General features: G+C 59.1%; 18 protein-coding genes. 13 read left to right on the top strand and 5 right to left on the bottom strand.

Annotation, left to right across the window (positions count from 1 at the left end):
* Positions 1–195: 195 nt before the first annotated feature.
* From ACK4FZ_RS06530 to ACK4FZ_RS06490, 9 genes are all read left to right on the top strand, one after another.
* A complete protein-coding gene (locus ACK4FZ_RS06530) occupies positions 196–981 on the top strand; it encodes a C40 family peptidase (RefSeq protein ID WP_409819070.1) in 786 nt (261 codons plus the stop codon).
* Positions 982–1,108: 127 nt separating this feature from the next.
* Positions 1,109–1,321 carry a hypothetical protein gene (locus tag ACK4FZ_RS06525; protein WP_144371313.1) on the top strand — a complete coding sequence of 71 codons (213 nt, stop codon included), beginning with the start codon at positions 1,109–1,111 and terminating at the stop codon, positions 1,319–1,321.
* 5 nt (positions 1,322–1,326) lie between these two features.
* Positions 1,327–2,574: a lipoprotein-releasing ABC transporter permease subunit gene (locus ACK4FZ_RS06520; protein WP_409819068.1), complete on the top strand. Its 1,248-nt coding sequence runs from the start codon at positions 1,327–1,329 to the stop codon at positions 2,572–2,574.
* The gene (gene lolD / locus ACK4FZ_RS06515) at positions 2,567–3,259 is read left to right on the top strand and encodes a lipoprotein-releasing ABC transporter ATP-binding protein LolD (protein WP_409819066.1); all 693 of its coding nucleotides are present in this window, start codon (positions 2,567–2,569) and stop codon (positions 3,257–3,259) included. Before ACK4FZ_RS06520 ends, lolD begins: the two co-directional genes overlap by 8 nt.
* Before the next feature lie 26 nt (positions 3,260–3,285).
* Positions 3,286–4,569: a mechanosensitive ion channel family protein gene (locus ACK4FZ_RS06510; RefSeq protein ID WP_409819064.1), complete on the top strand. Its 1,284-nt coding sequence runs from the start codon at positions 3,286–3,288 to the stop codon at positions 4,567–4,569.
* A gap of 9 nt (positions 4,570–4,578) precedes the next feature.
* Positions 4,579–5,202 (top strand): response regulator transcription factor, encoded by a 624-nt coding sequence (locus tag ACK4FZ_RS06505; RefSeq protein WP_409819061.1) that lies wholly within the window; start codon positions 4,579–4,581, stop codon positions 5,200–5,202.
* Entirely contained in the window at positions 5,199–5,642 is a 444-nt protein-coding gene (gene nudB / locus ACK4FZ_RS06500) for a dihydroneopterin triphosphate diphosphatase (protein WP_409819058.1), read from the top strand. The genes ACK4FZ_RS06505 and nudB overlap by 4 nt, the downstream gene beginning before the upstream one ends.
* Positions 5,643–5,723: 81 nt before the next feature.
* On the top strand, positions 5,724–6,449 hold the full coding sequence (locus tag ACK4FZ_RS06495) for a response regulator (protein WP_409819056.1): 726 nt from the start codon (positions 5,724–5,726) through the stop codon (positions 6,447–6,449).
* Positions 6,450–6,477: 28 nt separating this feature from the next.
* A complete protein-coding gene (locus ACK4FZ_RS06490; protein WP_409819054.1) occupies positions 6,478–10,761 on the top strand; it encodes an ATP-binding protein in 4,284 nt (1,427 codons plus the stop codon).
* On the opposite strand, the gene ACK4FZ_RS06485 is transcribed toward ACK4FZ_RS06490, so the two are convergent.
* Positions 10,758–11,450: an SOS response-associated peptidase gene (locus ACK4FZ_RS06485; RefSeq protein ID WP_409819050.1), complete on the bottom strand. Its 693-nt coding sequence runs from the start codon at positions 11,448–11,450 to the stop codon at positions 10,758–10,760. The two genes, ACK4FZ_RS06490 and ACK4FZ_RS06485, sit on opposite strands and share 4 nt — an antisense overlap.
* Between ACK4FZ_RS06485 and ACK4FZ_RS06480 the strand changes: the two genes are divergently transcribed.
* The gene (locus ACK4FZ_RS06480; RefSeq protein WP_409819047.1) at positions 11,449–11,673 is read left to right on the top strand and encodes a hypothetical protein; all 225 of its coding nucleotides are present in this window, start codon (positions 11,449–11,451) and stop codon (positions 11,671–11,673) included. The two genes, ACK4FZ_RS06485 and ACK4FZ_RS06480, sit on opposite strands and share 2 nt — an antisense overlap.
* A gap of 93 nt (positions 11,674–11,766) precedes the next feature.
* Here ACK4FZ_RS06480 and ACK4FZ_RS06475 read toward each other — a convergent pair whose 3' ends face one another.
* Positions 11,767–13,389, bottom strand: a complete 1,623-nt coding sequence (locus ACK4FZ_RS06475; protein WP_409819046.1) for a VWA domain-containing protein — start codon at positions 13,387–13,389, stop codon at positions 11,767–11,769.
* A 10-nt stretch (positions 13,390–13,399) separates the two neighbouring features.
* Positions 13,400–15,478 carry an AAA family ATPase gene (locus tag ACK4FZ_RS06470; protein WP_409819044.1) on the bottom strand — a complete coding sequence of 693 codons (2,079 nt, stop codon included), beginning with the start codon at positions 15,476–15,478 and terminating at the stop codon, positions 13,400–13,402.
* 226 nt (positions 15,479–15,704) lie between these two features.
* Between ACK4FZ_RS06470 and ACK4FZ_RS06465 the strand changes: the two genes are divergently transcribed.
* The 3 genes from ACK4FZ_RS06465 to ACK4FZ_RS06455 all read left to right on the top strand — a co-directional run bounded on the left by ACK4FZ_RS06465 (position 15,705) and on the right by ACK4FZ_RS06455 (position 17,774).
* Complete coding sequence (locus tag ACK4FZ_RS06465; protein ID WP_409819041.1) at positions 15,705–15,911, top strand: hypothetical protein; 207 nt, start codon at positions 15,705–15,707, stop codon at positions 15,909–15,911.
* Complete coding sequence (locus ACK4FZ_RS06460; RefSeq protein ID WP_409819039.1) at positions 15,908–16,570, top strand: hypothetical protein; 663 nt, start codon at positions 15,908–15,910, stop codon at positions 16,568–16,570. Before ACK4FZ_RS06465 ends, ACK4FZ_RS06460 begins: the two co-directional genes overlap by 4 nt.
* A gap of 76 nt (positions 16,571–16,646) precedes the next feature.
* Complete coding sequence (locus ACK4FZ_RS06455) at positions 16,647–17,774, top strand: DUF3883 domain-containing protein (RefSeq protein WP_409819036.1); 1,128 nt, start codon at positions 16,647–16,649, stop codon at positions 17,772–17,774.
* Between the two features lie 56 nt (positions 17,775–17,830).
* Here the strand turns inward: ACK4FZ_RS06455 and ACK4FZ_RS06450 are convergent, their stop codons facing one another.
* Together ACK4FZ_RS06450 and ACK4FZ_RS06445 are read right to left on the bottom strand one after the other, a co-directional pair.
* Positions 17,831–18,763 (bottom strand): antA/AntB antirepressor family protein, encoded by a 933-nt coding sequence (locus ACK4FZ_RS06450; RefSeq protein WP_409819034.1) that lies wholly within the window; start codon positions 18,761–18,763, stop codon positions 17,831–17,833.
* A gap of 195 nt (positions 18,764–18,958) precedes the next feature.
* On the bottom strand, positions 18,959–19,261 hold the full coding sequence (locus ACK4FZ_RS06445; protein WP_409819032.1) for a hypothetical protein: 303 nt from the start codon (positions 19,259–19,261) through the stop codon (positions 18,959–18,961).
* Between the last annotated feature and the right edge of the window lie 81 nt (positions 19,262–19,342).

The following is a 19,342-nucleotide window of genomic DNA, read 5'->3' as shown; positions in this document are numbered from 1 at the left end:
CGGCGTGGCGCGGCCAGTATCGCAATATTTACCCTGCATCGACAATAGCCGGCAGGGTTGGCCGCAGTATGCATTGCTGCTTGGTTACCGGGGGGAACGATGGTATCGTTCAGCACAATTTTGTTCAAAACCAGCCACAGGACAGACCGTCGGCGCCAGCTGCGCACCGGCCCGGGCAGAACACCGCTTGCATTTATGACATTTCACCGACAACTGCTGGCCTTGTTTCTGGCAGGTTTCATGGCATTTGCCCACGCGGCGCCGGAAACCATGCCCGACGGCGAGGCCGACCCGATCGCCCGCTTTGCCTCGCCAGGCGAAGAAGCAGCAGGCGACCTGCTGCTGCAGGCCATGAGCCTGATTGGCGTGGCGTACCGCTTTGGCGGTAATAGCCCCGAAACCGGCCTCGATTGCTCCGGCTTCATTCAGTACGTGTTCAAAAAGTCGTTGCGGGTGACGCTACCGCGTACCTCGGCTGGCATGGCCCAAGTGGGCCGCGAGATCGAACGCGATGAACTGAAAGCCGGCGACTTGGTCTTTTTCAATACCCGTGGCTTTCGTTATTCCCACGTAGGCATTTATCTGGGCAACAACAAGTTCATCCACGCCCCGCGTACCGGCAAGAACATCGAAGTGGCCAATATGAGCCAGAGTTACTGGACCGGCCGCTATAACGGCGCCCGCCGTGTATCGCGTACCGGCTTGCCGGTGGCAGCTGCCGAGGCCGACAAACCGGTGAGCAGTGCGCTAGCTGAAAAGCGCAGCAGCAAGAGCCGTAAAGCCGAAGCCGCTGCCCGCGAGACGCGTGAAGCGAAAGGCAAAAAGCGCAAAGCCAGTCGCGAGTCGGCAGTCAAGAGCCGCAAGGCCAGACAGGCCGAGCAGGGTCGCAAGAAGTCTTCGCGCAGCGAGCAGGCTGCCAAGAAGAGCAGCAAGAAAGCCGCTGAAAAGAAAAAAACCAGCAAGCCCAAGCAGAAAGATTGATGCCGGCTTTGCTGGTACTGGTTTGCTCCTGGTCCCGGCGCTGCCGGGACTCTCTGTTTACAGGCAGTGCCCGTTACTGCAGCCTGGCCGCGCTGCGGCCAACCCCGATTGACGTGAAAGGTAAGCAATGAAGCTGGATTTGCCGGTCTGGCACGGCCCTGATGGCAGTGTGGTGTCCTGCACCGAGAAGGTGAAGGTGATGACCGAAAATATGGAAGAACTGGCGCAAATGGCGCAAGACGCGTTTGAAGACGCCATTCTGATGGGCTGCGACGAGCACCAGGTGCGGGCCTTCCTGGTCAGCCTGATGCAGCAGCTGGACAACCCCTACCAGGCCTGAGCCCGATGTCGCTACCCTACGAGGTCTTTATCGGCCTGCGCTATCTGCGCGCGCGCCGTCGCAACGGTTTTATCTCGTTCATTTCGCTGATGTCGGTACTGGGCATTGCCTTGGGCGTGGCCGCGTTGATCGTGGTGCTGTCGGTGATGAACGGTTTTCAGCAGGAAATCCGTGGCCGCATGCTGTCGGTGGTGTCGCACCTGGAAGTCGGCAGCTATGATGGCCAGATCGCCGGCTGGCAACCGTTGCTGTCGCAACTGCGGCAACAGCCGCACGTGGTAGCTGCCGCGCCGTATGTGAATGCACAGGGCTTGCTATCCAGCCGAGGCAATGTGCGCGGCGCGCTGGTGCGCGGCATCGATCCCGCCGCCGAGCAGACGGTAGTCAATCTGGGCAATGAAATGCTGCGCGGCAAGCTGGCTGATCTGGAAGGCGGTAGCTTCCGCATCGTGCTGGGCGTGGAACTGGCGCGCCAGCTGGGCGTGGAAGTGGGCGACAAGGTCACGCTGATCACGCCGCAGGGCAATGTGACGCCAGCCGGCATGATGCCGCGCCTGAAGCAGTTCACCGTGGCTGGCGTATTTAAGGCCGGCATGTTCGAGTACGACTCGTCGCTGGCCATGATCTCGTTGCGTGACGCGCAGGTGCTGTTCCGGCTGGGGCAGGACGTGTCCGGCATTCGTCTGAAACTGGACGACGCCATGCTGGCGCCGCAGGTGAAAGCCGCGCTGCAGCCGCAGCTGGCGGCCAACCAGGTGGCCACCGACTGGACCGACATGAACGCCAACTACTTCCGCGCGGTGCAGATCGAAAAACGCATGATGTTCATCATCCTGACGCTGATCGTGGCAGTGGCCGCGTTCAACCTGGTGTCCACGCTGGTGATGGTGGTTACCGACAAGCAGGCCGACATCGCCATCCTGCGCACGCTGGGCGCCAGCCCGGGCAGCATCATGAAAGTATTCATGATCCAGGGCTCGGTTGCCGGTGTGCTGGGTACCGTCGCCGGCGTGGCCGGCGGCCTGCTGCTGGCTTACAACCTGGGCGCGGTGCTGAGCACGGTCGAACACCTTATCGGCGCCAAGCTGCTGTCCAGCGACGTGTACATGATCGACTACCTGCCCACCGACGTGCAGCTGGGCGACGTGGCTACCATCGGCCTGATTTCGCTGGCGCTGGCGTTGCTGGCTACCATTTACCCCAGCTGGCGCGCCGCGCGCGTGCGCCCGGCGGAGGCACTGCGTTATGAGTGACAAGCAAACCATCCTGCACTGCCAGGGCCTAGGCAAGCGCTTTACCGAAGGGCCGCAGGCGCTGGACGTGCTGGCCGGCGTCGATCTTGCCGTGGCGCGAGGCGAGTTTGTCGCCATCGTTGGCGCTTCCGGCTCTGGCAAGAGCACCTTGCTGCACCTCTTGGGCGGGCTGGATACGCCGACCAGTGGCAGTGTCAGCGTGCTGGGCCAGGCGCTGGGCGGTATGAACGAAGCCGAGCTCGGCCGCTTCCGTAACCGCCACCTGGGTTTTGTCTACCAGTTTCACCACCTGCTGCCGGAGTTCACCGCGCTGGAAAACGTGATGATGCCGCTGCTGATCGCCCGTCAGCCGCGGGCCGAGGCCGCCAGCCGTGCCGCTGCCTTGTTGGAGCAGGTAGGGTTGGCCGCACGCGCCAGCCACAAGCCGGGCGAACTGTCTGGTGGCGAGCGCCAGCGCGTGGCTATTGCACGCGCGCTGGTGATGCAGCCGGATTGCCTGCTGGCGGACGAGCCCACCGGCAATCTGGACCGTGGCAATGCCGAAGCCGTGTTCGCGCTACTGCGCGAACTGAACCGTACGCTGGGCACCGGCATGGTGATGGTCACGCATGATCGCGAGCTGGCCGCCCGTGCCGACCGCGTGCTGCTGCTAGGCCCTGCCGGCCTGCAGCCGTTGGCTGAGTAAAATCCGATTTACCCGTAAGGACACGCATGCTGGAACACACTTCCACCCTCACTTTCGACCGCCTGATCGCCGCTATCGAAGGCCCTACCGGCTGGATGGAACTACTGGTGGCCGCCATTGGCGTTGGTTTGGCTTTCTGGCTGTCGCGCGTTATCCACGCGCGCTATTTCGCCAGCGACAGCAGCGACTGGGGCTTTGGCAAATACCTGCTGTACCGGCTGGTGCTGCCGTTGTCAGCGCAATTGTGGACCCAGGTGGCAGCGGTAATCTGGCAGTTGGCTGTCGGGGTCAAGTCAGACCTGCTGGTGGTGTCGGCAACGCTGCTGTTGTGGATGTCCATCATCCGTATCCTGGCGGCCGTACTGCGCCATGCGCTGCCGGATGGCAAGCTGGAGCGCAGTACCGAGCATTTTCTGTCCATGTTGCTGTGGCTGGCATTTGCCAGCTGGGCGGTGGGCTTTGATATCGTGGTGCTGGACTGGCTGGAGTCGATCAGCTTCCGTGTCGGCAAAACCCAGATCGACCTGCTGATGATCCTGTCGGCGCTGGTGTGGGTGTCGGTGATCATGGTCGGCGCGATGTGGCTGAGCAAGCTGATCGAAAAGCGGGTGATGAAGCTGTCCGACGTGGACCTCAGCCTGCGTATCGTGTTTACCAAGCTGGCCCGCACGCTGCTGATGGTGGTGGGCGTGATGGTGGCGCTGCCCATCGTCGGCATTGATCTGACCGTGCTGTCGGTATTCGGCGGCGCGCTGGGTGTGGGCCTGGGTTTCGGCCTGCAGAAAATTGCCAGCAATTACGTGTCCGGTTTCATCATCCTGCTCGATCGCTCGATCCGTATCGGTGACCGCCTGATGGTGGATAACCGTGTCGGCTATGTCAGCAAGATCACCAGCCGTTTTGTGGTGCTTAAAAGTGCAGACGGTTCCGAGATACTGGTGCCGAACGAGGCGCTGATCGCCAATACCGTCATCAACCAGTCTTACACCGACAATGCGCTGTGGATCAGCCTGCCAGTACAGGTGAGCTATGACACCGATCTGGAGCAGGCGTTGGCACTGCTGCGTCAGGCCGCTAACCACCCGCGGGTAAAAACCGACCCGGGGCCAGCGGCTTTTGTTACCGGCTTTGCCGATTCCGGCATCAATCTGGAGCTGGGCATCTGGGTGAAAGACCCGGAGAACGGTATGCTGTCGCTGCGTTCCGACGTCAATTTGCGCATCTGGAAGCTGTTTGCCGAGCATGGCATCCAGATTCCTTACCCGCAACGCGAGGTGCGCGTGCTGGGCGATGTCGCTGCCGGCGCCTGAGGAGACGACATGAGCCAACAAACCTTGGCCGTCATTGACGACGATCTGGCCGTACGGCAATCGCTGCTGTGGTTGCTGGAGAGCCCCAGTCTGGTTGTCAGCGGTTTTGACAGCGGCGAGCGCTTTCTAGCGCTGGGTGAGGCCGCGGCCAACTTCAACTGCCTGATCGTGGACCTGCGCATGTCCGGCATCAGCGGCATCATGCTGCTGGAAAAACTGGCGCAGTGGCCCTACTGCCCGCCGGTGATCATGCTTACTGCGCACGGCGACGTGCCGCACGCCGTAGCCGCCTTCAAGCTGGGCGTGGCCGACTTTCTGGAAAAGCCGTTTGACGATGCCCGCCTGTTGGCGCTGGTGGACGCTTGCCTGGCCAGAGATGCACAAGAGCGCGAACGCTTCCAGCGCCGTGTCCGCGTGGGCGAGGCGCTGGCTACGCTGACCGAGCGCGAGCGCGAGGTGATGCAGCACATCCTGCAAGGGTTGCTGAACAAGCAGATCGCCGAGGTGCTGAGCATCAGCATGAAGACGGTGGAAGTGCACCGTGCCCGCGTATTCGACAAGATGGGCGTCAAGTCGGCAGTGGAGCTGGCCGGGGTGATGGCGGTACTGGACGAGGCAGGCAGCAAGGCATGAAAGCATTGAAACAACCGCAGTCGGTGCTGGTCGTCATCCACACCGCCGACTTGCAAGTGTTGCTGATCGAACGGGCTGACAAGCCCGGCTACTGGCAATCGGTCACCGGCAGCCGCGAGGGTGACGAAGCGATGGCCGACACCGCGCACCGCGAAGTGGCCGAGGAAACCGGCTTTGCCGCCGATGCCGGCCAGTGGCAAGACTGGCAGCAGCAGAACGTCTACGAAATTTATCCCCACTGGCGTCACCGTTATGGCGAGGGCGTTACCCACAATACCGAGCACGTGTTCAGCCTGCAGCTGCCGGACACCCTGCGGCCAACCCTGGCGCCCGGCGAGCACCTGGCCTGGCAATGGCTGCCGTGGGAGCAGGCCGCCGAACGGGTGTTTTCGCCGTCCAACGCCGAGGCTATCCGCGCCTTGCCTTTGCGGCTTATTTAAAGAATACCGTTATTGATTCTTGCGCCATTTTGTAGCACACACCATCATGTAAGAGAGAAGACGTGATGGAAGGAGGACATCATGGCGCTAGATCTGGCCAAGCTGAGGATTCTGGTTGTTGACGATCAGCTACTGGTACGTTCGCTACTGGTGCAGTCGCTCAAAGCCATGGGCGTCAGCCCCGATAACATTTATCAAGCTATCGACGGTGCTACAGCCAAGCGCGCGCTGGACGGCAAGCCGGTAGACTTAGTGTTGTGCGACCTGCAGATGGAGCCGATGAACGGCATGGATTTGCTGAAGGAAATCCGCTGTGGCCGCACCATGAACCCGCCCAATATGCCTTTTGTGTTCCTGTCCGGCCATGCCGAAAAACAGAACATCCTGCTGGCGGCACAGCTGCATGCTGACGGTTTCGTGATCAAACCCCCCAAACCCGCCGAACTCGAAAAAAACATCGTGGCCGCAATGAGCCGCACGCGGCCAGAGATGGACCCGTTCGCCTATTACCTCATTGCCACTGGTACCGCCCACGACCGGGTGGTATTCGGCGAAAAAATGGCCGAGGCCGCACGCCAGCTGGACGAAGCTGGCCAGCCGGTAGAAACACTGGCTTTGAAGGACGTGCAAGCAGGGCGAGTGCTGGCAGAAGACCTGTACAACAAGACCGGTCAGCTGCTGTTGCAGCGTGGTAGCGAGCTGACGCTGACCCAGCTGCGCGTGCTGCGTAATTTCCCTGACCGCTTTGGCGTCAGCCAGCTGGTGTTGCGGCAGCAAGGCAGCCCCCAGGCGAGCATAGAAGCCTGATAAGCCGGCCTGGTAACGGGGGAAGGCAATGAACAAGACACCGCGCAGTAACGGCCAGACATCGGCTATCGGCCGCGCAGCCATCTATATCGTCGTGCTGTTGGGTGGCATTCAGCTGATCGCCTCCGCCATGTTGATCCACTCCGGGATTGATGGCTACCGTAGTGCCAGCGAGCACGAGATGCTGAATCGCGATAACCAGGGTTTGTTCATGGCGGCGCAGGCGCTGGCGCGCGAAAGCAACCAGACCATGACCTTGTTGTCCGGGGTGCGGGCCCCGGCAGCGGTAGAGCTGGAACGCTTGCAACCCTTGCGTCGCGAGACCGACCTGCTGCTGGCCCGCGCACTGGCCACGCCGCGCGAAGATGCCACAACGGCCGCCTTGCTGGCCGAAGTGGGTGCCAAACGTGACAGCCTCAAGCAACACCGCAAAGACATCGACAGCGTGCTGCGGCGGCAACCGTTTCAGCTGGATGAAAACGCCAGCTATGGCTGGCGTCTGTTTGTGGCGTCGCTGTACGGCTCGCTCGACAAAGCCTTGCGCCGTGATTCCTTTAACCTGGGCGATGAGTCTGACCCGCGGCTCAACCGCATGGCCGAGGTCAAGTTTGATATCTGGAGCCTGAGCAGGGTACTGAACGAAGAGGCACACGCGCTGAGCCTGCGTGCCAGGTTCCAGCGCAAACTCAACAGTACCGACGAATACCAGCTGATGCGTGACCGTGAGCGCACCCAGCTGATCATGGAGCGCTTGCGGGAGTCGGTGCAATACCTCGATCACAGCAAGCTGGAGCAGCGTTTGCGTCAGCTCAACAGCAGCATTCTCAGCCTTAACCGCCAGACGGATCTGCAACTTGCGCTGCTGGAAAGTGGTAAGGGCGCGCAGCTGGTAACCGGCGATCATCTGACACTGTGGGGCCGCCTTGGCACCCAGCTGGACGATTATTTCGCCACGCTCAGCGATTTGACGCACCAAACGGTGCAAGACTACATGCGCAGCTACCAACTGGGCCTGTTGTTCAACGGCAGCTTTGCCCTGCTGTCGATGTGCCTGTACTTGTTTTTGCTGCTGCGCATGCGCAAACAGATCCTGCACCCGCTGCGTCGGCTACAGCGCCTGCTGGACGCCGCGGCCGACGCCATTCTAACCGTAGACGAGCAACGGCGTGTCGTGGTGGCCAATCACGGTGCCGAGCGCATGTTCGGCCGTAGCAAGGAAGAACTGGGCCAACTGCCCATCGGTGAGTTGCTGATCATCGACTCTCAAGACAGCGACTGGATGGAAAGCCGTGACGGTCTGGACCACTCCTTGCCCGGGCGCGGCATGCATGCTGATGGCAGCATCTTCTACGCTGGTGTTGCCATCAGCCCGTTGAGCGACAAGGAAGGCGGTAGCGACCACTATCTGTTGATCGTGCGCAACGAACAGGAACGTCGTGTGGCGGAGGCGTCGCTGGCGCGCAGCCTGCAACTGCTGTCCGGCATTCACCGCGTGGAAGGGCTGCTGTTTGCCCGTAGCCCGCGCCATAGCGTGTATGCCGAAATCTTGCGTATCTTGCTCGATTACTTCCGGCTGGATAGTGGCCTGATACTGGCACTGGAAACCGGTCGCGACAAGACCGCATCATTTCACGTGCAGGCCAGTCGCGGCATTGCCAGCGCACCGGCCTGGGTAGAGGCTTTCCGTCGTCAGCCGCAAGCACAGGCAATGCAGCTGGGTGCGCAGCAACACATCGTGCGCGAAGACGGCTGGGTATACATTCCGGTGGAAATTGACGCTCGCACCGTACTGGTTGCCGGTTTGCAAGACTGCCACCTGGATGAAGACCAATACCTGGCCTTGCAGCCACTGCTAGGCACCTGCGGCAGCATTGTCGGCTTCTATGCCGAGGAAGACCGGCGCCGCAATTCGGAACGCCACTTGCGGGAAGTACTGCAGCAAGAAGAAGCCATTTACAGCGCGTCCCCGGTCGGCCTGTTGCGCGTGACTTGCGACTACGCCATCGTACGCGCCAACCGTACCGCCGAGCGCCTGTTCGGCGCTGGCCCGGACAGTCTGCAAGGTTTGCATCTGCAAGAGGTACTGGCCACTGAAGGCGAATGGCTGGCGCTGATGCGACAACTGGACGAGGCCCGTCAGCACGACCGCCCGCTGCACGCCGAGATCGAGTGCCTGCAGGTAGGCGGCCGGCCGGTGTGGGTAATGTTCACCGGTCAGTTACTGTTTCCGGGCATGGTTAATCACGACATGATCCTGGCGTGTATGGACGTGTCTGACCGCCGTGCTGCCGAAGAAGGCCTGCTGCGTGCCCGCGACGAAGCGGCCGAGGCGCGTAGCCAGCTGGTAGTGGCCATCGAATCGCTGGAGGAAGCGTTTGCCTTCTTCGACGTGCACGACAAGCTGGTGCAGTGCAACCAGCGCTTTGCCGACTTAGTGGGCCACGGTTACCAGCCCGAGCAGCTGCGGGGGCGTACCTTCGAGGCGCTGGTGCGGGGTGCACTGGACGAGGGCGAGCACCCAGAGGCTGGTTTCAGTCATCCGGAATGGGTGGCCGAGCGCCTGCGCCGCCATGCCAGCGGCAGCGCGGCCTTCCAGCTACGCGTTGGCGAGCGTTGGTTCCAGGTAAGCGACCACGCCACGCCGGGCGGCGGCTCGGTATGCATTCACGCTGATATCACCAGCCTGAAGCGGCAGGAGGGCGACCTGCTGTTGGCCCGCGACCTGGCCGAGCAGGCCAACCGTGCCAAGAGCGCGTTCCTGGCCACCATGAGCCACGAAATCCGCACCCCGATGAACGGTGTGCTGGGCATGCTGGAACTGCTGTCGCTGACGCGGCTGGAGGCCGAGCAGCAGGAAACGGTAGAAGCCATCCAGGATTCGGCCCGTACCCTGTTGCGTCTGATCGACGATATCCTGGATTTTTCCAAAATCGAGGCCGGCAAGCTGGATATCACGCCGGAACCCGCTGCGATCCCCGACGTGATGCACAAAGTGCACCAGCTATACGCCGAAATGGCGGCCAACAAGCAACTGTCGTTCCGGCTGGATATCGACCCGCAGGTTGCGCCAGCATTGCTGGTGGACCCGCTGCGGCTGCGCCAGATCCTGCAGAACTTCTGCAGCAATGCGTTGAAATTCACCCATCAGGGTGAAGTGGTACTGCGGGTGCGCTGTCTGGCCGACCTGCCAACGCATCAGCAGCTGCGCTTTGAGGTGCAGGATACCGGCATCGGCATTTCGCGCGAGAACCTTACCCGTTTGTTCCAGCCGTTTACCCAGGCTGAAAACTCTACCGCGCGCCGCTTTGGCGGTACTGGCCTGGGCCTGGTCATCTGTCGCCGCCTGGCCGTGCTGATGCAGGGCGAGGTAGGCATGAGCAGCAAGGAGGGTGAAGGTACGCTCGCCTCGCTGGAGCTGGATTTGCCCAAGGCAGATCAGGCAGATATCCGCACCGCGCCGCTTGAAATTACACCGGTTGCGCTGGCAAGCAGCCGGCAGCAGATAGCGGCCAACCTGCTGCCGGTGCTGTTTGTAGAAGACAACCCCACCAACCGCAAGCTGACGCTGAAGCAGTTCGAACTGCTGGGCTACCCGGTAGAGGCGGCTGAAAACGGGGTGGAAGCGGTCAACAAATGGCAGAAGGGCGAGTACTCGCTGATCCTCACCGATTGCCACATGCCGGAAATGGACGGCTACGAACTGGCGCGTACCATCCGCTACTACGAGAGCACCGTGTTCGATGCGCGCCGTATCCCCATCATCGCCTGCACGGCCAATGCCTCGCGCGAGGAGGTGGAAAAAACCAGCGCTGCCGGCATGGACGACTTCATGACCAAGCCACTGAGCCTAGGCACGCTGAAGGCGATGCTGGAAAAATGGATGACCCAGGCCAACGAAGAGGCGCTGCAGGCGCAGGAAACGCACAACCTGCCCGCTGCCGCTGACGATGGTGCGCAGCAGCAGTTTGCCAGTGCCATGCCGATCGATCGCAGCGTGCTGGAGGTGTACAGCGGCGGCGACTGGATGATGGAGCGCGCCATCCTGGACGAATTCCTGCTGGCTAACGACGACGATGTGGCGGTGTTGCAAAAGGCTGTCAGCGAGCGCGATGCCGAGCGGGTGGCCTGGAGTGCACACCGCATCAAGGGCGCCAGCCGCATGGTGGGTGCGCTGATGCTGGGCGATGCGGCCGAACTGCTGGAAAAAGCCGGCAAGGCCGGTGAACTGGCGACCATTGATACCGAATGGCCAGGCTTTGTGCAGACGCTGGCGGTGTTGAAGGCATGGCTGGAAACTCAGCCCACGGCCTAGGCTGGCGGCGGGTCTGCGCCAAACAGGTCGGGTGTAAACGGCTGGGCGGCAGGCGCTGGCCGTAATGGCGCCGGGCAATCGGCCATCAGCCCGGCGGGGTAGGGCAGTAGCAGACGCGCGGCGCTGGCGGGCTGCCGGCAGCCCAGCCAGCGGCCATACTGGCCACGCGGCACGATCACCAGGCTGCGCTTTTCGTCGCCGGGGCGGTGCATGCGGCGCATCAGCGGGTGGTCGTCCGCATTGATGGTGAGCTGGGCAAAGGCCAGGCTGCTACTGCCGTCGGCCTCCTGCCAGCGGCGCCACAGCCCGGCCACGGCAAACGGCTGGCCGTCGGCCAGCGCAATGCGGTGCCGCACTGCGCGGCCCGTTTCGTAACACGGCTCGAAAAACGCCTGCATCGGCACCAGGCACAGTTGGCCGCGCTGCCACGCTTCGCGCCAGGTGGGGCGTAGCGCGACGGTGTCGTCACGGGCGTTGAGCGTGGTCAGCCGCATGCCGTCGCGCTGGTGGCGGCGCGGGATGAAGCCATAGTTGGCCGCATAGGCTTGCAGCTGGCCGTTGTTGTCCAGTAGCAAGATGGGCGCGGCATGGTCTTGCCAGCATTCGTCTGGCCAGTCATTGTCTGGCGGGGTAACGCCAAAGTGCTCGCGCAGCTGCTGGCGGTTGGCGGGGAGGTAGTTCACACACATGGCGGTGATCATAGCAGTGCCGGCCGTGGGCGGTGATGGCCGGATGCAGATGTGTAATGACCCAGCCCTTTCTGCTCTGGTGCTGGGCACCGGTGCCGGCCTGCTGTTTGGCGGCCTGCGCCTGGACAACACCCTGGCCGGGGTGGTGATTGGCTACCTGTTCAACGAAGCCAGTGCGGTGACGTCTTACTTCTATGGCGAGGCCCACAAGAGCGGGCAATAGCCGGGGCATGACAGCGCCCGCGTCGCGTTAAGCTGCCTGCGGGGCGCATGCATTTTCACCGCGGGCATCTTGCAGCCAGCTGGGCAGTCAGGATCATAAAACCACCACTTCATCGCTGAAGTTATCGTCAACCCGCTTGCCATTGCATAGCACTGAATACACCGAGCAATCCAGTCGGGATTTTTCCTGCTTGATAAATTGGGCGCATTTGCTGCTTAACGCACAGTCACCATCGGAAATCATCAGCACATCGGCCTTCAGGTAAGCTTCTTGATGGGATATTAATGCCAGTGCATGTTTTAGCGGTGTCTCAAAGTCCGTACCACCACCAAAGCCCTGCTGCAGAAATAGAAGCAAACCAGAAGCATTGCGGGCGTCGAGCATGGAATACTCCCGGATCTCACCCGTTGAGCCAAACAGCAATACATGCAGCGACCGGCCTTCTTTCTGCAGGATATTGGCAATGGCCAGCAGTAGTGCTTTGGCCTTCAGTAGTGGCTTGCCATCCATACTGCCGGAGGTGTCCAGGCAAGCTACTATCGGGCCAGTACGCTTGCGATTGGCTTCCGTTTCTTCGCCGTTCTGGTAGTCAATGCCAGACAGTTCATACGTTTGCAGGTTGTGTTCCAGCAAGCCTGCGTAGAACAACATTTCCAGTTCCTCATCTTCCAGCTTGGTGAGTTCACTCGGTAGCAGGCGCTGCAAATCTGCGCTGTGGTGGGTGCCATGCACTTCACTCTTGCTGGCAACAGGGATGCGGGTTTGGCGTTTTTTCTCTTCCGAGATATAAGCACGCCCCATCTTGTGCGCTAGTGCCTTGATGGCGGCATTCTCTTCCAGCAGCTGTGCCAATGCCTTGAAGTCATCACGGCATGCCTTTATGTCGGCATAGGAAAGCTGCGCGCCGGGGCAGCGTGCCAGAAAAGCCTTCACGCCCTCGTATGTTTGCACCACCGTGTCTAGTGTGTGCCGGAAGCTGCTGATACGCGCCTTGATCGGTGCGGGGATATTCTCGTCAGCGATTTCCGTCTCGTACTCGTTCGTGGCGGCCAGCTCGGCGCGGATGTACTCGACAGATTCTGCATTCAGCTGCAGGTGCCGAAAGTGATCCTCATAGGCCTGCCAGTCGGGCTCTGGCGGTGGGTTGTCACGAATATCATTATCCCAGTCCCACAGTTTCCACTTGCGGGCCCCCAGTTTGGTGCGTGCAGCCCGTTTCAGGGAAGCAATTGTCGGCTCCCAGCTTTCCGTGTCGGTGTCAAAGACACGACTAAACCAGGATTGAGGCTGCACAGCATCACCGGCATAGTGCACACACTTGCTGGAAAATTGATGGCAATTCTTGAACACTAGCCCGTAGAAAGACTTTTCACCGACGTGCTTATCCGCACCATCCGCCACGGCATGGTGGCCAACAGCCCCCGAGGCGTCGCAGGATACATAAATCTTGCGGCCAAGCAGGCTTTTCGAGGTAAACGAGCGAGGGCTGCTGAGCCGTACCGTACTTTGCGCAATGCCATCGACCACAATATTGGATATCTTGCCATCGCCGACATAAATGCCGGAATGCTCCACTGCAAAAAACAGGTCGCAATACAGAACACTGCCGGGAACGGGGCTCACCTTGTCGCGGAAGGTGCTGTCGACAAAGTACTTCAAAAATTTTACCCCCACTTTAGTGGTGAGCGTAATTTTTTTATTAAGGGCGTTCAGCATTATGATTCGCTTACAGCCAGATGTTGCGACTTATTTGCTGGTTAAACAGATCAGGATTGCTTGCGTTGCTCGGTTTCTCTAGCAACGTAATAGGGTGAGATGAGTGGTTGGGCTTGCGTAAATTTGGTGAACTCCTTACGGCATCCCATTCCCAGGTGTTCGTGAAGTCCCACTGCAATGTGTGCTCAAGAAAATGCTGGTTGCAATTTGCTTCGGAAAGGCCGCCGCCTGATGGATCATTCTGTGTATCCTCAAGATGCGCTTCAAGGTTTGCTTGCATTAAGAATAATTTCGCTAGACCTTGATATGGGTGAATGCTCTTTTTCACTGAGTCAAGTACGTAATTTGATATTAGAGTGGAGGAGGTTGAATCTTTGCAGATGCCATCGATACGAACGTTCGTGCCGCTAACCCAAAGTGGCCCAACCAGACAGTTGCTGATTGAACTGTCAGAAATCTGAGCCGCAATGCCTGAAAATTGCAACGGATTGTTTCTGGCATTAGCATAAAGTAATTTCCCCGAAACCGTACAGGATGTGACGCTGCTACCGGCTGTCAGCATTCTGGTGATCCCTCCGGCAAGAAGATTTGCATCACCTTTGTAATTAATCACAACCTGACAATTCGTAATTGTGCAATTCGATGCAATATCCGGGATAAGAATGGCACTGCTGCGGCAGGCCTGGATAGTGCAATCCTCGGCCGACGGAGCAATGCCGGCAGACTGACAGTCAGTGATGTCGCAAGCAGTTATTTTTTTGTCAAAAAGGGGTTGATTGGAACTACACGCCAAAATCTCGCACTTCTCGGCCGTTGCAGCCAAAGAGAGATCAGCTAATTGAACAAGCTGGATGCTGGAGCCAGGCTGTAAGCTGTCAAATAGCGTTTTGTTATCTGTGTGCCCTTTAATGGTAAAGCTGCCGCCATTGTAGTGCCCCTTGAACGGCATGGCGTGCCAAGTCTTGAGTGCGGAGATGTCAATATCCGCAGTCTGCTGAAAATAGTACCCTTTCAACCCGATATCGGGTTGGCCTAGCCAAAGCAAGTCATTGATATTTCTGATCAATACTGGGTCTTTGGGTGTGCCACTTCCGAGGTATGTCGTAAGGATGTTGCGTGTGGTCGAGTGTGTACTTGGCGTGGCTAGCGGTGAGTCTGCATCCGGCACCACCTGCGGCAAAGTCAGGCTCTTGCGCTGCAGTGTATTGCGCAACAGATCCACAACCTTGCCAGCATTGTCCGGGTGGCTCCACAGGCAATCTTTCAGCAGTAGCAGATCTGACAGATCGACTTCCGTCCGCTCGTTGGTGGCTGCAGAGACCCGCAGCAGAGACAGTATTTTTATCAACCGCCGGTCGGACAACTGCTCGCGCCGGTCTTCCTTGAACATCTCCCGCAGTTGAAGCCAGATACTTTCGATGCATTCACGCACGGCCAGGGGGAGTGTGACGGCCTGGGCGGCATGCCTGATAGCGGCCAGATCCTCCGCGCTCAGCCGGCCCTGAACGTCAGCACCGGCCGACACCTCAAACAGGCGTGAAAGACTATCTTCCGGCACATAGCCGACATAGCAGCGGACAAGAAAGCGGTCGTACAGGGCATTCAGCTCTTCTTGCCCGGTAGGCAGCTCGTTAGAGGCCGCGATGAGTGCCTGTAGCGGCACCTTTTCGGCCTGGCTGCCGTTGTGATAAACCCGCTCGTTCAGAATGGTCAGAAGCGCATTCAGAATGGACGAGCTGGCCTTGAAAATTTCATCCAGAAAGGCAATGCGTACTGTGGGAAGGTAGCCTTCGGTGTTGCGTTTGAAGCGATCTTGTTTCAGCTCGCTGATGGATAGGGGGCCAAAAATTTCTTCCGGCGTGGAAAACTTGGTCAGCAGGTATTCGAAGTAGTCGCTTTTTGAAGGCTTGCCGCTTTTGAAGCAGTCTGCAATGCGGCGGGCAATCATGCTTTTGCCGGTTCCCGGCGGGCCGATCAGGAGCAGGTTTTCGCCGGCCAGTACCGTGAGTAGTGCAAATTTCAGTGCATCTTCCCGATCAACCAGCCCTTGGTTGAGCTCTTTGAGTAGCGATTGAAGTCTTTGTCTCATGAATGTGAACGCCTGCGAATGGAGTGGCCGCCTGGAAAGGGTTGGCAGAGTGCATTATTTTATCAGTTTAATTTATTGGCATAATATATACAAACAGACTTAAGGCCATGCATCAGGCCCGCTGCTCGCGACAGCGTAGTGTCACAAGCCAGCAGCGGCTCCGCCGACAGGTCGGCCAGAAGCGCGGGGCCGACAAGTGTTTATCTGTTTTGACATAAGGCAATCAATGATCCGGCAAATAGTAGAGGTAGGCGGCAAGCGCTACGAGGTGACGTGTGTGGACTTGGGCGATCACGTCAAAGTCTATGGCGAGCGGGGCGAGCAGCAGGTGAACAAACACGGCTTTTCGACAGAAAAAGCGCTGTGGCATGCCGTGAACAATCTGGTCAGGGCTGGCGCGGTGGACCCGCTGGATGATGAGGGGCAAGCATGACGGCGGAAGAGGTGACTGTGCTGGCTGATTTGCTACAGAAGGTACCGCCTTACGTGTTAGGTATTGTGCTGTGCTTGTACATTCTTCAGGTATGGATGAATCAGGGTTTTTCCCGCCTCATGGAGCCCGTGTATTTCAGGCGCAATCGCCGGCGCGAGCTGCTGGACGCCTACCTGGCAGCCCATGGTAACGATGGTACGGCCCCCGAGATGCTGGCCGTGATGTCAGACATGCGGGATGCGCTCTACTTTTACGAGGCTACCGGTATCCATGAAGAGAAGAAATGGCGTGACAGGCTGGTAAAGCTGCATGAGCAGACCTCGCCAAGCGTGTCGTGGCGCACTATCCGGTATGCCAAAGAATACTTGCGCCCGGTTGGCGCCGATGGGCTGGTGGTGCCACCATTCAACTGGTTTGAGCAGCTGGCAATGGTGTGGACGGGTGTCATGACCCTGCTGCTTCCTGTGCTATGTGCCGCCTATCTCTATGCACTGCAAAGCACACTCCTGCAAATCATTGCCACTGGAGACGTAGACAAAGTGGCTAGCCTTGCGTTGGCTAGCCTGATGCTTGTCGCTGCCTTTGCTGTCAACATCAAATCATTTCTACCTTACCTGGCCGCCCGGAAAATCCGCAAAGAACTTAGTACACAGTCCTAAGCCGAGCGCCAGGAGCTTGTTAGCCAAGATGGCGGTTTCTTGGCACCTGCAATTAATTTAATAAGGATGCCCGAATATGTTGATAAGCCCTGCCGACCTGAAGAAATTTGAGAAAAAATTCGATCCTGCCTATGAGGATAGGGCAGTGATTGCGCGAGGGCAGTTTTTGCAAAGCTATCCTCTGGATAGTCTGGCCCATATCACGCTGGATGATTATGTAATCGGAAAAGGTACGCCAACATTTTGTGCTTGGGTGGAGGCAAAAACCAGACCGTGGGCTAACATGCAGGGTGCAACTTCAAAGAAATTTGGTATTTACTTCGGGAAAACAAAATCTGACCCAAGTGTGCGGTATCGATTTTCCAAGAAGTTTGGAGAAACAACAAATGAGGCCTTTGCTGTAGTAAAGCAAGCACTATTGAGTCTTGTTGAGTCAGGTCGGTCAAAGAACTTTAGAGAGATTGATGCAAACCCGCTTTCCCAGATGTTCAAGGCGAAGATATTGAGTCTTTATTTTCCTGACGACTATCTGAATATATGCAGTGCTGAGCATCTTGAGGAGATCGCTTTGGCAATAGGCATTCCGGAGCAGCAGTTCACCAGCACCTACCAGCACCTGCTGGCAAAAGAAAAGTTGAAGAGTGATATAACGAAGAGTTGGAGTAATCCAAAGTTTATGTCATTCCTTTATGCGAAATTTATTGGCGGAAACCTTGAAGAAGATCGTGGTGGTGTAGTTGAGAAGCCGAAGGAGAAAAGTAACCGCAGAGTCGATTTTGAGGAAATTGCTGAAATAAGGAATGAGATCGGAAAACTCAGTGAAGAGTTTGCTATTGAGTGGGAGAGAAACCGATTGATCGGCCTTGGCTATCCCGAGCTGGCCAAGAAAATAAAAGATCGGCGTCAGTCGCCATCCTATGGTTATGATTATCTTTCATTCAGTGCTCCAGGGCATGAGCGATTTATCGAGGTAAAGTCGGCTGGCAAAGATCGGCGGGGCGGTAGCTTCCGCTTTTACCTGTCCGAGAACGAACGTGCCGTTTCGGAGTCTGCCACCGCCAAAGATGATTATTATTTCTACTTGGTGTTTTTTGACAAGACCGGTAAACCATGCGATGTGCTGGTGAAACAGGCGAAAGATATGTATGAGAATAGTGAAATGACCCCGTGCGCTTACGTGGTGCGTTTTGATCGTAATGAATAGGACGCCCGTATATTGAAAAAGGCCACCGGCTGGGGTGGCCTTTTTCTTGCCGGCATTCATGCCGGCCGGCAGTACACCCAGTGGCGGTGGCCTTGGCTGTCTGGCGGTAGCCGCCGTTTCACCCAGCCCAGGCGGGCCATGGCCTGGCCGATGCGGGTGGCGGTGGCGCGGTCGGTGGTGGCTGCGCTGCCGGGCAGGGCGGCCATCATGTCTTCGGTAGTGAACTGTCGCAGGTGGGCCTGCGGGGGTTCGGCCAGCCAGCGCCGCAGCTGGTTGACCAGCGCGTCTTCCGGCTGCGGGGTGGTAAACGGCCGGCGGGTGGCGTGGGGCGGGCTGGCCGGTTGTGGTGTGTAGACGCTACCCGCTGGTGCCGGGCCCTGTGCCGGCTTGGCTGCCGTGTCGATGGTCAGGCCCATGGCCGCCAGCAGATCCACGCCGGTATGGTGTAGCGTGGTGTGGTTGGCCGCTTGCAGGGTGGCGCCGGGCGGTAGCTGTAGCTGGCTGGCGGTTTTCAGGATGCCGTTAAAGCAGCGGGCGGCGGCCAGCACCTGGCGCACACGCTGCTGTACCGATGCCAGCGGCGGCGCCTCGCTTGGCTGCTTGGCCTGCTGCGCATGCAGCGCCTTTTCGCACTGGATGAAGTAGCGCCGCGCCTCGCGGCCTTTCTGGTTGCGCTCTACCATGGCCAGCTCCTTGGCCATATCCAGTGTCAGGTGGTATTCCTTGCTGCGGCGGTCGCCGCCTCTGCCCACTTGTTGATTCGCCAAAATTGGCGAATCAACTGTCCAACCTGTGTTTTGATTTTCCAGATTTGGAAAACCAATCACATAGTCCTGATTTTCAACGAATCCGTACTGCTGGATCCGCTCCTGAATCCATGCGGCAAATACCTTGCCTACTTCCAAGAACGCATGCAGCTCGCGGGCGTTTACGGTCTGGATGGCGTCGTCGCCGATGCGCCGGGTAGAGAGGGGGATAAGGGGTTGCATCACACGCTCCTTGCAAGGTTGGCCGCATGCTGCGGGCGCAGCCGGCCGGACAGGGCGGCAAACAGTTGCCGGCCCGGTAAAGGGGTGGTGTGCCTGTGGCGCAGGGGCGGCCGCCACGCGTGCGCGGGCCATCGGCTGGCCGCGTGGCTGGCGTGGGGTACGGCGCTATCCGGTGCGGGCAGGCACCGGACGGGCTTACGCGTGCGGCCTGCGGCTTGTCCGCGGGTAAGCGGGGCGCAGCCTGGCCAGGCTGGCGCGGCTGTCTTCGCGGATGCCGTCGAGGGTGTTGCGGTAGTCTTCCATCAGGTGCGTGGCAATCAGCATCAGGCTTTTGGTGTGGCCAGCGGCCGTGGTGCCTGGCTGGCTGCCCAGCTGTTCTACCGCATAGAGCAGGGCGGCAAGCAGATCGATGGATTCCATGCCGATATGGCAGGCGTCTTCAACGTGGGTGAGCAGTTGCCGCGCTGGGGCGGCGATAACGGGGGTATACGCAGGCATGGTGGCCTCCTGTGCTAATGAGGCCTGCCGTCCGCTGTCAATCGGAGGTGGCAGGCGCGTGGCAGGGTTGACAGACCGGCG

This window comes from Vogesella sp. (genome assembly GCF_046297735.1).
In the GTDB taxonomy this organism is placed as follows: Bacteria; Pseudomonadota; Gammaproteobacteria; order Burkholderiales; family Chromobacteriaceae; genus Vogesella; species Vogesella urethralis.
This window is presented reverse-complemented; position numbering and strand designations above follow the sequence as displayed.